Below are 13,623 nucleotides of genomic sequence, written 5' to 3'. Positions count from 1 at the left end.
GCAGGTTGCTTGCATGGCGAAACTCGCGTTCGCACCCATTACAGAGACATCACCTTCTCTCGCCCGCATCGCGGCATCGACGCGCGCTCCGCTCGCGCGTCCCGTCCTGCGCGCCGCCGTACCCTGCGCTCCAATCGCATACCCCATCTCGCGGGCCCGCCCCGCAACCCCCATCCCCGCCCAATAATCTGGAGACATTGTCATGTCGCAAAACACCTTGGCCGAAGCGACACACGGCCCGCTGATCGCTCCGCCGGCTTTCGTCAGACATCGCAAGCTGATCGACTGGGTGTCGCGCATCGCGGCGCTCACGGAGCCCGAGCGCATCGTATGGTGTGACGGTTCGCAGGAAGAAAACGATGCGCTGTGCCAGGCGATGGTCGACCAGGGCACGCTCAAGCGCCTGAACCCGGCGAAGCGCCCGAATTCGTATCTCGCGCAATCCGATCCGTCCGACGTCGCACGCGTGGAGGATCGCACGTTCATCTGCGCGGCCTCGCGCGACGACGTCGGCCCGACCAACAACTGGATCGAACCCGCCGAAATGCGCGAGACGCTCAACGGCCTGTTCCGCGGCTCGATGCGCGGCCGCACGCTGTACGTGGTGCCGTTCTCGATGGGTCCGCTCGGCTCGCCGATCGCGCACGTCGGCGTCGAACTGTCGGACAGCCCGTACGTCGCGGTGAACATGCGGATCATGACGCGCATGGGCCGCGACGTGTACGACGTGCTCGGCGAGGACGGCGATTTCGTGCCGTGCGTGCACAGCGTCGGCCATCCGCTCGAAGCGGGTCAGAAAGACGTGCCGTGGCCGTGCAACCCGGTCAAGTACATCGTGCATTTCCCGGAAACGCGCGAGATCTGGAGCTTCGGTTCGGGCTACGGCGGCAACGCGCTGCTCGGCAAGAAATGCTTCGCGCTGCGTATCGCGTCGACGATGGGGCGCGACCAGGGCTGGCTCGCCGAACACATGCTGATCCTCGGCGTGACGTCGCCGGCCGGCAAGAAGTATCACGTCGCGGCGGCGTTCCCGTCCGCGTGCGGCAAGACCAACTTCGCGATGCTGATTCCGCCGCAGGGCTTCGACGGCTGGAAGGTCACGACGATCGGCGACGACATCGCGTGGCTGAAGCCGGGCCGCGACGGCCGCCTGTATGCGATCAACCCGGAAGCCGGGTTCTTCGGCGTCGCGCCGGGCACCGGCGTGAAGACCAACCCGAACGCGATTTCGACGCTCACCGAAAACGTGATCTTCACGAACGTCGCGCTGACGGAAGACGGTGACGTGTGGTGGGAAGGGCTGACCGACACGCCGCCCGCGAAGCTGACCGACTGGCAGGGCAACCCGTGGACGCCGGAAATCGGCAAGGAAACGGGCCGCAAGGCGGCGCATCCGAATTCGCGCTTCACGGCGCCGGCCGCGCAGTGCCCGTCGATCGACGCCGACTGGGAGAACCCGGCCGGCGTGCCGATCGACGCGTTCATCTTCGGCGGCCGCCGTTCGACGACCGTGCCGCTCGTGACCGAGGCGCGCGACTGGGTCGAAGGCGTGTACATGGCCGCGACGATGGGCTCGGAAACCACCGCCGCGGCGGTGGGCCAGCAGGGCATCGTGCGCCGCGACCCGTTCGCGATGCTGCCGTTCTGCGGCTACAACGTCAGCGATTATTTCGCGCACTGGCTGAAGATCGGCAAGCAGCTCGAAGGCGCGGGCGCGAAACTGCCGAAGATCTACTGCGTGAACTGGTTCCGCAAGGATGCGAACGGCAAGTTCGTGTGGCCGGGCTTCGGCGAGAACATGCGCGTGCTGAAGTGGATGCTCGATCGCCTCGAAGGCACGGGCGGCGGCGGCGAGCATGCGTTCGGCGTGGCGCCCGCGTATGAAGACCTGCACTGGGACGGCCTCGACTTCACGCGCGAGCAGTTCGATGCGGTGACGTCGATGAACGCCGACGAATGGCGCGAGGAGCTGAAGCTGCACGCGGCGCTGTTCGACATGCTGAAGCTGCATTTGCCGGCTGAAATGACCGACACGATGAAGAAGATCGAGCAGCGCCTCGGCGCCTGACGGTTCGCATCGCAGTCGTACCCTGACGTCCCGCCGCCGGCATGCATGGCCGGCGGCGGGACGTTTTTGCATCGGCCCCGCCATCGCATCGTCGGCTTACTGCGCGCGGCAATGCGCGACGACTTCGTCCACCGCGCGCTGCACGTCGCCGCGCCGGTAGCGCAGCAGCGCGCTGTCGGCCGGATCGGGCTCGTACGACACAACGTTGCCGCGCCCGGTGTAGATCGCGATGTCGGGCAGCAGCGGATGCTCCTGGTCGAGCGACGGTACCGGCTGCGGGTTCCCGGCCGCGCGGAAGAAAGCCGCGAAATAGTCGGCGAAGCTCAGGTTCTCGTCGCCGACGAGGTATGCCTTGCCCGCTTCGCCGCGCTGCAGCGCGCCCCAGATCGCTTCGGACAGCGATTGCGTCGAGATGAAGTTGCTGCCGCCGGCCGGCCCGAATACGGGCAGCCCCGCGAACTGGCCCTGCGCGTAGCCCGTATAGGCCGCGAACATCTCGTTGCGCAGCCCCGGCACCGACCCGACGACGAACGGCGCGTTGACGCTGCATACCGCGAACGACGGCGTCGCGAGCGCGCGCACGCGTTCGTCGGCGAGATGGCGCGAGCGCACGTACGGCACCGTGTCGACGAGCGCCGGCGCGACCTGCGGATAGAAGCTGCCGACCAGCACCGCGCGCTTCACGCCCGCGTCTCGCGCGAGCGCGAAAAAGCGCGGCACCGCGTCGACGTTCGCGCGTTCCCAGTGCGCGGCTTCGTCGGTGCCGGGCGGCAGGTGGCGGATGTCGTTGCCGGCCGCGAACACCACCGCGTCGAACGGCGCGAGATCGTCGCGTGTGAAGTTGCCGGCCACGTAGTCGCGCAGCAGCACGTCGAATTGCGCGAGCGCGCTGCCCGGTGCGGGCGGCTTGCGCGCGGCGAGCGTGACGAGATTGCCCTGCGCGTGCAGGTGCAGCGCGGCGTGGCCGCCGATCAGGCCGGTGCCGCCGACGATCAGGATCTTCATGGTATCTCCGGTAAGGGCGCATTCGCGCCACATGAAATCAACGGGCGAGCGGTGGCGCTCAGAAATCGAAGCCGTTGCCCGTGACGACGGGCAGGTTGGTCCAGAAGCCGTTCGGGTCGCGATACCAGCCGGCCGCCGCGAGCGCGCCGCCGTCGACGTGCAGCGTCGTGCCGGTGACCCATGCGGCGAGCGGGCTCGCGAGGAACAGCGCGGCGCCCGCGATATCGCCGGCCGTGCCGAAGCGCCCGAGCGGAATCCAGCGCGGGATGTGTTCGCGATGCGCGGCCGCGACCATCGCGCTGACGGGCACCTGCGGCGTTTCGGTGGTTTCGGGGGCGATCTGGTTCACGCGTATGCCGGCCGGCCCGAGTTCGACGGCAAGGCTTTTCGTGAAGCCGGTCAGCGCGGCCTTGAACGACGCGTACACGGTGCAGTTCGGAATCGCGCGAAAGCCCTCGATCGACGACACGCCGACGATGCTGCCGCCCGCGCCGCGCTTGCGCAGCAATGGCAGCATCGCGCGCGTGACGATGAAGACCTGGCGCAGATTCACGTCGAACAGCCGCGCGATGTCGTCGTCGGTGCAGTCGTCGAACGGTTTCGCGATCTGCAGGAAATCGCCGACGTTGTTGACGAGCACGTCGAGGCCACCGAAACGTGCGTCGACGGTTTGCGCGAACGCATCGACGTCGTCGCGGCGCGTGACGTCCACGGTGCCGACGAGCGCATCGACGCCCGCTGCTTCGAGCGCGTGACGCACGTCCTGCGCGCGGGCCGGGTCGATCTCGGCCACGGCGACGCGCGCGCCGGCCGCGCCGAATGCTTCCGCGCACGCACGGCCGATGCCCGCGCCGCCACCGGTGACGAGTACGGTCTTGCCGGTAAATGAAATCATCGATGAACTCCTTTGAACGGGAAAGCAGCGAGGCGCGTCACAGCGACGACACCCGTTGCGCGTGGTCGATCCGCCGCTCCGCACCATTGACGAAGCGCGATTCGTCGGACGCGAGAAGACAGGCGCTCATGCGGCGCCCGGCGCGCGGCCGGCCTTGATCGCATCGAGCGCGGCCGCGCCGTACATCTGCGCGATCGTGTCGTCGACGCGCGGGTTGGTACGCAGTTCGTGGCCGCCGTCGACCGCGAAGCTCTGGCCGGTCACCCAGCCCGACTCGGGGCCCGCGAGATAGCGCACCGCATGCGCGATCGCCTCCGGTTCGCCGAGCGTGCCGAGCGGGATCTGTTCGAGAAAGCTGTCGACGAGTGCAGGGTTATCGAACATCGGCGCGGTGGCCTCGGAGCGCGTGAGGCCCGGGCGCACCGCGTTCACGCGGATCTTCGCGCCGGCCAGTTCCTCGGCCGCGCCGCGCACGAGCGCTTCGAGCGCGGCCTTCGCGATGCAGTACGCGGACAGCCAGCGGAAATTGATCTGCGCGGCCGTCGACGAGATGCAGACGATCGCGCCGCCGCCGCTGTCGGCGAGGCGCGGCGCCGCATGACGGATCGCGGTGAACGCGCTGTGCAGGTTCAGGTCGATTTCGGCGCGGAAGGTGTCGGCGTCGTGCAGCAGCAGCGGCCGGAAGCCCGCGCCGCCGACGGTCGGCACGACGATGTCGAGGCGCCGGTCGAGCGCCCACGCGCAATCGAGCGCCGCCTGCAGGTCGCCTTCGTCGCACGCGTCGCCCGCGTGGATCGCGACGCGGCTGCCGGGCACGGTGTCGGTCAGTTGTTGCTGCGTGCGTTCGAGCGCGTCGCGGCGCCGGCCCATCAGCACGACGGCCGCGCCGTCGGCCGCGAGCGCGTGCGCGCAGGCCGCGCCGATGCCGCCGGCGCCGCCCGTGACGAGCGCGGTGCGGCCTTCGAGGGGAGCGGAGCGGCGCATCGGTCAGCCCTCCAGCGGCAGGTCTTGCGCCCAGTCGACGTGTAGCGTGCGCGCCGCGAAGCGCCACGTGCCGCCGTCGAACGTGCAGCGGTCGCGATAGCGCAGCCCCCAGTCGAGCTTGCGTTTCACGCCGTCGCGCACGTAGACGTGGCAGGCAACGCCGTAGGTCTCGACGTCGGCTTCGCCGCCGTCCAGCGTGACGAGCTGGTTGTGCACGTGGTGCTGGGTCGCGTCATAGCGCTCGATCACGCGCATGCCGGCGACGATCGCGTCGCGGTCGTCGAAGCGGAAGCCGGGGCCGGCCAGCGTGGCGTCGTCGGTGAAGAGCGCGGTGAGTCGCGGCCAGTCGCGCCGGTCGACGGCTTGCGCATAGCGGCACGCGAGGTCGTACAGCGCGTGGCGGGGATTGGAATCGGTCATGGGGGCTCCCGTGGAAGAACGGAACGTGTCGGCCGCGCGACGCGGGCCGACGCGGCGGCATTGCAGCGTCGACGCGCAGGTTCGCACCGGGCCGGCCGCGATTCATCATCCATACGGAGCAGGGCGCGGGTCGGGGAAAACACCGGGGCGGCCGCCGCGCATCACGTGAAGGCGCACGGATGCTGCGGTGCGGCAGCCCGCGTGCGCCCCGCGCCTGATGATCGGCACGGCAGGCCGCGACAGGCGCGTGGCGTCCCGCGTTGCTTCAACGAGCGCGACGGCTTTACTTGCCATGGTGCGATGCATCAGGCCACCCGCGCGGCGCTCAGCGTTTGCCCCTAGTCGAAACGGACGATGGCCGGCGGCCCGGTGCTGGCTACCGTGCAGTCATCCGGCGCCGCATGCGATGCGCGCCGGACACGAACCGCACCAGCGGGCAACCGGAGGGGACGACGATCATGAGACTGACGACTCGCAAACTGTGCGTACTGGCGATGGGCACGTTCGCTGCGATGGCGATGGCGCGCTACGGCGCCGATCGGGTCCCGTCGCCGCCGTATGCGGCCGGCATCCTGCAATGCCGCTCGGTCGATGCGAACGGCCTGCCGGCCGGTTGCGTGCCGATCGATCCGTCGCACTTCGGTTTCGCCGCGCTGCGCGGCATGTGACGCCGGGGGGGCCGCGCGCCGCATGGTCGACCGTCGTTGCAATGCGACGGTGTACGAACGGTTTTCGCCATTGCCACGGCGTGTTCGTCGCGCGCCGGGCGGGTGGCGCTGCCGATACGGCTTCACGGCGTTTCATCGCCGTTCGACTTCGACCGCCGAAGCGACGGCGCGCGGTTTCCGAATACGCACCGTCGCACGCATACGGCGGCAACGCGGCAACACAACGACGTCCGCCTCAGGCCGCTTGCTCTTGCAAGGCCCAAGCCCTCGCCACATCCGCCGCTTCCCACTCATTTCCTACACGCTGACCCATTCCTCATGTCATCCGACCATTCCCCGACTCACCCCCTGAATACCCGCGACGTGCATCGCTGGGATGCCGAACACGATGTCGTGATCGTCGGCTTCGGCGCGGCCGGCGCGTGCGCGGCGATCGAAGCGGCGAGCGCCGGCGCCGATACGCTGATTGTCGAGCGCGCGTCGAGCTACGGCGGCACGAGCGCACTATCGGGCGGCGAGATCTACCTCGGCGGCAGCGGCGGCACGCCCGCGCAGCGGCAGGCCGGCTTCACCGACGACACCGAGGATCTGTACCGCTATCTGATGCTGGCCGGCGGCCGCGATGCCGACGAAGCGAAGGTGCGCCTCTACGCGAACGAAAGCCTCGCGCACCACGACTGGCTCGTCGCGCAGGGCCTCACGTACAAGAACACGTTCATCGCCGAGCGGATCGTCGAACCGGAAACCGACGATTGCCTGATCTGGTCGGGCAGCGAGGAAGCGTGGCCGTTCAGCGACGCGGCGAAACCGTGCCCGCGCGGGCATACGCCGCAATGGCCGGGCTGGGGCGGCGGACAGATGCTGATGCGCGTGCTGGCCGATCGCGTGGCGGCGCTCGGCGTGGCGACGCGCTACGACACGCGCGCGCTCGCACTGATCGTCGACGACGACGGTGCGGTGCGCGGCGTCGTGCTGCGCGCGTATGGCGAGACGGCGTTCGTGCGGGCGCGCCGGGCGGTGATCCTGTGCGCCGGCGGCTTCGCGATGAACCGCGACATGGTGCGCCGGCATGCGCCGCAATTCCTGCGCTCGGACGAACCGATCGGCAGCCCCGGCGACGACGGCTCGGGCATCCTGCTCGGCCAGAGCGCGGGCGGCGCGGCGATCCACATGGATCAGGGCTTCGTCAGCCTGCCGTTCTATGCACCCGAATCGTTGATCAAGGGCATCTTCGTGAATGCGCGCGGGCAGCGCTTCATCAACGAGGACGGCTATCACGGCCGCACCGGCCATCACGCGTTCCATCAGCCCGACGATCGCATCTATCTGCTCGTCGACCACGCGACCTACCAGGAGCCGCCTGCGATCGCGCGAATCGGCATCGCGGCGGCCGGCGACACGTGGGAGGAAGTCGAACGCGACCTGGGCATGCCGGCCGGCACGCTCACCGCGACCGTCGACGTCTACAACCGCCACGCGGCCGAAGGCGTCGATCCGCTGTTCCACAAGGCGAAGAAATGGCTGCAGCCGCTGATCGAGCCGCCGTTCGTCGCGCTCGACTGCCGGATCGACTACGCGTTCTATCCGCACTTCACGCTCGGCGGGCTCGACACGCTGCCGACCGGGCAGGTGGTCGATGCGCGGCGCGCACCGGTGCCGGGGCTCTATGCCGCCGGCCGCACGACCTGCGGGTTGCCGCGCTGGGGCGCGGGATACAGCTCGGGGCTGTCGCTCGCCGATGCGACGTTCTTCGGCCGGCAGGCCGGCCGTCACGCCGCGCAGGCGGGGTGCGGCGCGCTGCGCGACGCCGCGTAGCGTTGGCCGGCGGGAAACGAACGACGCCCCGGGCAACGGCATGCACCGGCGCGTCGTCGTTTCAGGCGGCCGGCGGCGGGTCAGCCGGGCGGCCCGCCGTCAGCCGAGATCGAGCGCATTCGTCAGGTCGCCCGGCGGCGTCGCGCCGCGCGCGGCGAACGCGTTGTCGCGCCGGACCACGCCGTCGAGCGGCGCGAGCCCGTGCACGCGGCTGATGAAGCGCAGGATCGAGTTCGTGTCGTACAGCGTGTGATCGACGAAACCTTTCTTCGCGAACGGCGAGATGATCAGCGCCGGAATCCGCGAGCCCGGCCCCCAGCGGTCGCCCTCCGGCGGCGCGACGTGGTCCCACCAGCCGCCGTTTTCGTCGTGCGTCATCACGATCACGGTGTTCTCCCATTGCGGCCCGCGCCGGATATGGTCGATCACGGTCGCGATGTGACGGTCGCCCGATTCGATGTCCGCGTAGCCCGCGTGCATGTTCAGGTTGCCCTGCGGCTTGTAGAACGCGACGGCCGGCAGGCGGCCCGCGTCGATGTCGGCGATGAAGCGGTTGGTCGACGGATCGTCGCCGAGCCCCGCATCGCGCAGATGCCTGCTGCGCGCTTCGGTGCCGGGCGCGTAGTTCACGAAGTAGTTGAACGGCTGGTGGTGATACTGGAAATCGGGCACGGTGCCCGTGTCGCGATGCTCGAGCGCGTATTGCCACGCGCCGCTGTACCACGCCCAGTCGACGTGCTTCTCCGACAGGCGGTCGCCGATCGTCGCGTAGCCCTGCGGCGGCATCACGCGATGGTCGGCCGGGTCCGCGTACGCGGCGTTGCCCGGATCGGGCGGCGGCACGTAGCTCGGCTGATACGGCGGCGCCATCGTGTTCACACCGTAGCCGTCCGGCGTCAGCGGGCCGTCGGCCGCGAACTTCGGCGGACCGTCGAGCGCGGACGCCGGCGAATCCTTCGCGAGCTTCAGGCGCGTGCCGGCCGGATCGTCGCCTTCGACCTGTGACAGCAGTTTCGCCGCATGCGGATGCTTGTGGGCGTCCGGATACAGCGGCGGCTGCGCGGAGATGAGGAACATGTGGTTCATCCACGAGCCGCCGAAGGCCGCCATGAAGAAGTTGTCGCACAGCGTGTATTGCCGCGCGAGATTCCACAGTCGCAGCGTGTCGGCCGAATTGCGGTAGTGGCCCATCACGAGGCCGCCCGAATCGGCCCATGCGGCGAACTGGTTGTTGCGGCCGGCCGCGATCTGCATCTGGTTCTGGTAGAAGCGGTGCCACAGGTCGCGCGTGATCACGCCGTTCGGCAGCGGCTGGCCCTGCGCGTCGGCGATCCGGAACGGTGCGTTCGGCAGCTTGTCGATGTCGCGCTCGGCGATCGCGTAGCGCTTGCCGCCCACTTCCTGCGCCTGCGGCACGAGCCCGCCCCAGATCTTCGGCAGCACGGGCAGCGGCGTCTTGCCGTCGCGATCGAGCTGTTGCGCGTGTTCGGGCCGGACCTCGCCGAGCGGATGCTGCACGCCGGGGAAATCGCCGTACAGGTTCGAGAAGCTGCGGTTTTCCGCATAGATCACGACGATGTGCCGCACCCGCTCGCGCAACGCTGCGTCGATGCGCAGGTCGGCGGCCGAACGCGGCGCATGGCCGGCAGTGGTTTCGCAGCCGCCGAGCGCGACGCCCGCACCGAGCGCGGCGAGGCCGCCGAGTACGCGGCGGCGGTCGGGATCGGCGGGCAGGTCGTCGGGGCGATCGGGGGTGTCGGTCACGTCGTGGGGCTCCTCGAATGGGCGGGTGGGCGGTGTCGCTCGGGCTGCCGCGATGCGTGATGCAATGCATGACGCAATGCAACGCCTGGGGGCCGCGCGGCAGGCGCGTGATTTCTTTGTCACACAAATGTCACGAACGCGACTATAACGCGCCGGGCGCCGCGAGTGAAAGCCGTTTGTCGGACGAATCGCCGCGCGCGGCGGGCGGTGCGCGACGCCTTTGCGCGAACTAGACTGAATTCAGGGGCGGCGCGTCGCGGCGTGCCGCCCGGGCGACGATCGCCCTGCGGCGCCGGCCGACGGCGTCGCCGCGGCATCGTCGACACGACGAGCGACACCACACAGCGAGGCGACGATGGCAACGATGCGTGCCGTTTTCGCATGGCCGCCATGGCCGCGCGCCGGTTGCGCGTGCGCGCCCGCGTGAGCGCACGCCGCGCAGCGCGTCCGTCCGGCCCAATGCCATGGACAGGAAATTCGACTACCCGGGATTGCTGATCGCGGCGGGCTTCTTCGTGCTGTTCGCCGCGCAGTTGCTGATGCTGCGCCCGTCGTCGGCGTCGATCGCGTACAGCGATTTCCACCGGCTCGTCGCCGCGCGGCTCGTCGACGATCTCGAGATCGCCCCCGCGACGATCTCCGGCACGCTGAAGATGCCGCAGGCCGGCACGATGCTGCCGGCGTCCGAAGCCGCGGCGGTGCAGCAGGGCGGTGCGCCGTGGCACTTCACGACCAATCGCGTGAGCGACGACCATCTCACCGACACGCTGACCGCCGCCGGCATCCGCTATCACGGCGCACCCGATACGAGCTGGGTCGCGTCGCTGGCATCGTGGCTGCTGCCGCTCGTGCTGTTCGTGTTCATCTGGAACATGATGCTGCGCAAGCGCGGCGGGCTGCAGGATTTCACCGGGATGGGCAAGAGCCGCGCGCGCGTGTACGTGCAGCAGGAAACCGGCATCACGTTCGACGACATCGCGGGCATCGACGAAGCGAAGGCCGAGCTGCAGCAGCTCGTCGCATTCCTGCGCAACCCCGACCGTTACCAGCGGCTCGGCGGCAAGATCCCGAAGGGCGTGCTCGTGGTCGGCGCGCCGGGCACCGGCAAGACGCTGCTCGCGCGTGCGGTGGCCGGCGAGGCGGCCGTGCCGTTCTTCTCGATCAGCGGCTCGGCGTTTGTCGAGATGTTCGTCGGTGTGGGCGCGGCGCGCGTGCGCGACCTGTTCGAGCAGGCGCAGCAGAAGGCGCCGTGCATCGTGTTCGTCGACGAACTCGACGCGCTCGGCAAGGTGCGCGGCGTCGGCCCGATGTCGGGCAACGACGAACGCGAGCAGACGCTCAACCAGTTGCTCGTCGAGATGGACGGCTTCCAGGCCGGCTCCGGCGTGATCATCATGGCCGCGACGAACCGGCCGGAGATACTCGATCCCGCACTGCTGCGCCCGGGCCGCTTCGATCGCCACATCGCGATCGACCGGCCCGACGTGAACGGTCGCCGGCAGATCCTCGGCGTGCACGTGAAGCGCGTGAAGCTCGCGGCCGACGTCGATCTCGGCGAGCTCGCGTCGCGTACGCCGGGCTTCGTCGGCGCGGATCTCGCGAACGTCGTCAACGAGGCCGCGCTGCATGCGGCCGAACTCGGCAAGCCGGCGATCGGCATGGCCGATTTCGACGAGGCGATCGACCGCGCGCTGACGGGCCTCGAGCGCAAGAGCCGCGTCATGAACGCACAGGAGAAGCTGACCATCGCGTATCACGAAGCGGGCCACGCGCTCGTCGCCGAAAGCCGTACGCATTGCGACCCGGTGAAGAAGGTGTCGATCATTCCGCGCGGCGTGGCTGCACTCGGCTATACGCAGCAGGTGCCGACCGAGGATCGCTACGTGCTGCGCAGGAGCGAGCTGCTCGACCGGATCGATGCGCTGCTCGGCGGGCGCGTGGCCGAAGAGCTGGTGTTCGGCGACGTGTCGACGGGCGCGCAGAACGATCTCGAACGCGCGACGGCGATGGCGCGCCACATGGTCATGCAGTACGGGATGAGCGAGAAGATCGGGCTCGCGACGTTCGACGACGGCGATGCGCACGCGGGCCTGCCCGGCGCATGGCATGCGGGCGACAGGCGCTGCAGCGAACACACCGCGCGGATGATCGACGACGAAGTGCACACCCTGCTCGCCGATGCGCACGCGCGGGTCGCGGCGACGCTCGGCGAACGCCGCGATGCGCTCGAACGGATCGCGCGCCGGCTGCTGCAATGCGAGGTGCTCGAACGCGACGCGCTGCAGGCGCTGATCGACGGGCGTGTCGAAGCGCAGCCGGCAACGGTGCCGGACGACGCAGCCGGTGCACGCGGCGGCGCGATCGAAAAGGAGCAGGGGCGGGCGGCCGCGCGCGATTTCGTCGCGTACGGGCCGCCGCGCGAACCCGATCGTTGAAGAGGCGGTTCAACCCGCGAGCGGCACGCGAAGATGCGACGACGCACGCGTGAGCGTGCGTCAGGTGGGTCAGGATTCGGCCGCGGCCGCGACTTCGGCCGCTTCGGTGAGCGCGTCGAGAAAGCGCGTGCGCCACCAGTGCACGTCGGTCTTGCGCACGATCGCCATCAGCGCCGCGTGACGCTGGCGGCGTTCTTCGAGCGGCATCGCGAGCGCGCGCTGGATCGCCTGCGCGGTGCCTTGCGTGTCGTACGGATTGACGAGCAGCGCCGGCTTCAACTGCTCGGCCGCACCGGCGAAACGCGACAGCACGAGCACGCCCGGATCGGCGGCGTCCTGCGCGGCGAGAAATTCCTTCGCGACGAGGTTCATCCCGTCGCGCAGCGGCGTGACGAGCGCGACGCGGCTTGCACGATAGAGGCCCGGCAGGCGCTTGCGCGCGACGGTGCGGTGGATGTAGCGCATCGGCATCCATTCGAGTTCGCCGTAGTCGCCGTTGATCGCGCCGCACAGGCTGTCCATCTCGCGCCGCAGGTCGTCGTACGCGCCGAGATCCTCGCGGCTCGGCGCGGCGATCTGGATCAGCGTCGCGCGGTTGCGGTTTTCCGGGTATTGCTCGAGCAGCTGGCGGAATGCGTGCACGCGCTGCGGCAGCCCCTTCGTGTAGTCGAGGCGGTCGACGCCGACCAGCAACTGCCGGCGCGAATATTCGTCGCGCATCCGCTCGAACATGTCGAGGCCGTCGCGATCGCGCGCGAGCGATTCGAACTCGTCGACGTTGATGCCGATCGGAAACGCGCCGGCCGACAGCGTGCGGCCGAACGCGCGCAGGCGGCCGTCGGGCAGCCGCGCGGCGCCGGCTTCCGCTTCGACATAATGCTCGAAGTGGAGCAGATCCGATTCGGTCTGGAAGCCGACGAGGTCGTACGCGAACAGCGAGCGCATCAGCCATTCGTGTTCCGGGATCGCGGCCATGATCGGCGGCGGCGGCATCGGGATGTGCAGGAAGAAGCCGATCGGATTCGTGCAGCCCATCGCGCGCAATTCGGCGGCGAGCGGAATCAACTGGTAGTCGTGAACCCAGATCGTGTCGTCGGGCCGCAGCAGCGTGCGCAGCTTGCGCGCGAACAGCTGGTTCACGCGCCGGTAGCCGTCGGCGAAGCGGCGGTCGAACTGCGCGAGATCGAGCCGGTAGTGAAACACCGGCCACAGTACGTTGTTCGAATAGCCGAGGTAGTACGCGTCGTAATCCTGCGGATCGAGATCGATCGTCGCGAGCTGGATGCCGCCGACGTTCTGGATCTGCACGTCGTCGCCGTGCGCGGGCTGATCGTCGCCGCCGCGTAGCCTGCCGCTCCAGCCGAACCAGACGCCGCCGGATTCCTGCAGGCTGTCTTTCACGGCGACGGCGAGCCCGCCGGCCGCGGCTTTACGGGGATCTGCAATGCGATTGGATACGACGACGAGGCGGCTCACCAGCTCTCCTTACGATCGTTGAGGGAATGTTTCGTGCGGCCGTGGCGCGAGAAGCGGACGCCGCCATCGCAGCGCCGTGCGCGAAGCGATGAG

Annotated in this window: 10 protein-coding genes; 4 read left to right on the top strand and 6 right to left on the bottom strand. The window is 69.3% G+C overall.

From position 1 onward, the window contains the following. Nucleotides 1-202 precede the first annotated feature (202 nt). Nucleotides 203-2,068, top strand: coding sequence for a phosphoenolpyruvate carboxykinase (GTP) (locus WJ16_RS26595; protein ID WP_069260016.1), 1,866 nt, complete (start codon nt 203-205; stop codon nt 2,066-2,068). 96 nt (nt 2,069-2,164) lie between these two features. Here WJ16_RS26595 and WJ16_RS26590 read toward each other — a convergent pair whose 3' ends face one another. From WJ16_RS26590 to WJ16_RS26575, 4 genes are all read right to left on the bottom strand, one after another. Next, complete coding sequence (locus WJ16_RS26590; protein ID WP_069260015.1) at nt 2,165-3,073, bottom strand: NAD-dependent epimerase/dehydratase family protein; 909 nt, start codon at nt 3,071-3,073, stop codon at nt 2,165-2,167. A gap of 58 nt (nt 3,074-3,131) precedes the next feature. Beyond that, complete coding sequence (locus WJ16_RS26585; RefSeq protein WP_069260014.1) at nt 3,132-3,968, bottom strand: SDR family NAD(P)-dependent oxidoreductase; 837 nt, start codon at nt 3,966-3,968, stop codon at nt 3,132-3,134. 126 nt (nt 3,969-4,094) lie between these two features. Then, on the bottom strand, nt 4,095-4,952 hold the full coding sequence (locus WJ16_RS26580; RefSeq protein WP_069260013.1) for an SDR family NAD(P)-dependent oxidoreductase: 858 nt from the start codon (nt 4,950-4,952) through the stop codon (nt 4,095-4,097). 3 nt (nt 4,953-4,955) lie between these two features. After that, a complete protein-coding gene (locus WJ16_RS26575) occupies nt 4,956-5,372 on the bottom strand; it encodes a nuclear transport factor 2 family protein (RefSeq protein WP_069260012.1) in 417 nt (138 codons plus the stop codon). A gap of 458 nt (nt 5,373-5,830) precedes the next feature. On the opposite strand from WJ16_RS26575, the gene WJ16_RS26570 reads away from it, so the two are divergent. Next, complete coding sequence (locus tag WJ16_RS26570) at nt 5,831-6,040, top strand: hypothetical protein (protein ID WP_069261146.1); 210 nt, start codon at nt 5,831-5,833, stop codon at nt 6,038-6,040. Between the two features lie 318 nt (nt 6,041-6,358). Further along, nucleotides 6,359-7,855: an FAD-dependent oxidoreductase gene (locus WJ16_RS26565; protein ID WP_069260011.1), complete on the top strand. Its 1,497-nt coding sequence runs from the start codon at nt 6,359-6,361 to the stop codon at nt 7,853-7,855. 99 nt (nt 7,856-7,954) lie between these two features. Here WJ16_RS26565 and WJ16_RS26560 read toward each other — a convergent pair whose 3' ends face one another. After that, nucleotides 7,955-9,619 (bottom strand): acid phosphatase, encoded by a 1,665-nt coding sequence (locus tag WJ16_RS26560; protein ID WP_069260010.1) that lies wholly within the window; start codon nt 9,617-9,619, stop codon nt 7,955-7,957. 464 nt (nt 9,620-10,083) lie between these two features. Here WJ16_RS26560 and ftsH point away from each other — a divergent pair, with 464 nt between their 5' ends. After that, complete coding sequence (gene ftsH / locus WJ16_RS26555) at nt 10,084-12,054, top strand: ATP-dependent zinc metalloprotease FtsH (RefSeq protein WP_069260009.1); 1,971 nt, start codon at nt 10,084-10,086, stop codon at nt 12,052-12,054. 69 nt (nt 12,055-12,123) lie between these two features. Here the strand turns inward: ftsH and otsA are convergent, their stop codons facing one another. Continuing rightward, nucleotides 12,124-13,530 (bottom strand): alpha,alpha-trehalose-phosphate synthase (UDP-forming), encoded by a 1,407-nt coding sequence (gene otsA, locus WJ16_RS26550; protein ID WP_069260008.1) that lies wholly within the window; start codon nt 13,528-13,530, stop codon nt 12,124-12,126. Nucleotides 13,531-13,623 lie beyond the last annotated feature (93 nt).

The organism is Burkholderia metallica (genome assembly GCF_001718555.1).
Taxonomy (GTDB): domain Bacteria; phylum Pseudomonadota; class Gammaproteobacteria; order Burkholderiales; family Burkholderiaceae; genus Burkholderia; species Burkholderia metallica.
The sequence above is the reverse complement of the archived record's forward strand: the minus strand, read 5'-3'. Positions and strand labels throughout refer to the sequence as shown.

Bases quoted from the DNA above. Each gene is read 5' to 3' on its own strand.
- WJ16_RS26565 (WP_069260011.1), top strand. From the start codon at position 6,359: ATGTCATCCGACCATTCCCCGACTCACCCCCTGAATACCCGCGACGTG.
- WJ16_RS26585 (WP_069260014.1), bottom strand. From the start codon at position 3,968: ATGATTTCATTTACCGGCAAGACCGTACTCGTCACCGGTGGCGGCGCG.
- WJ16_RS26595 (WP_069260016.1), top strand. From the start codon at position 203: ATGTCGCAAAACACCTTGGCCGAAGCGACACACGGCCCGCTGATCGCT.
- WJ16_RS26570 (WP_069261146.1), top strand. From the start codon at position 5,831: ATGAGACTGACGACTCGCAAACTGTGCGTACTGGCGATGGGCACGTTC.
- WJ16_RS26590 (WP_069260015.1), bottom strand. From the start codon at position 3,073: ATGAAGATCCTGATCGTCGGCGGCACCGGCCTGATCGGCGGCCACGCC.
- WJ16_RS26575 (WP_069260012.1), bottom strand. From the start codon at position 5,372: ATGACCGATTCCAATCCCCGCCACGCGCTGTACGACCTCGCGTGCCGC.
- ftsH (WP_069260009.1), top strand. From the start codon at position 10,084: ATGGACAGGAAATTCGACTACCCGGGATTGCTGATCGCGGCGGGCTTC.
- WJ16_RS26580 (WP_069260013.1), bottom strand. From the start codon at position 4,952: ATGCGCCGCTCCGCTCCCCTCGAAGGCCGCACCGCGCTCGTCACGGGC.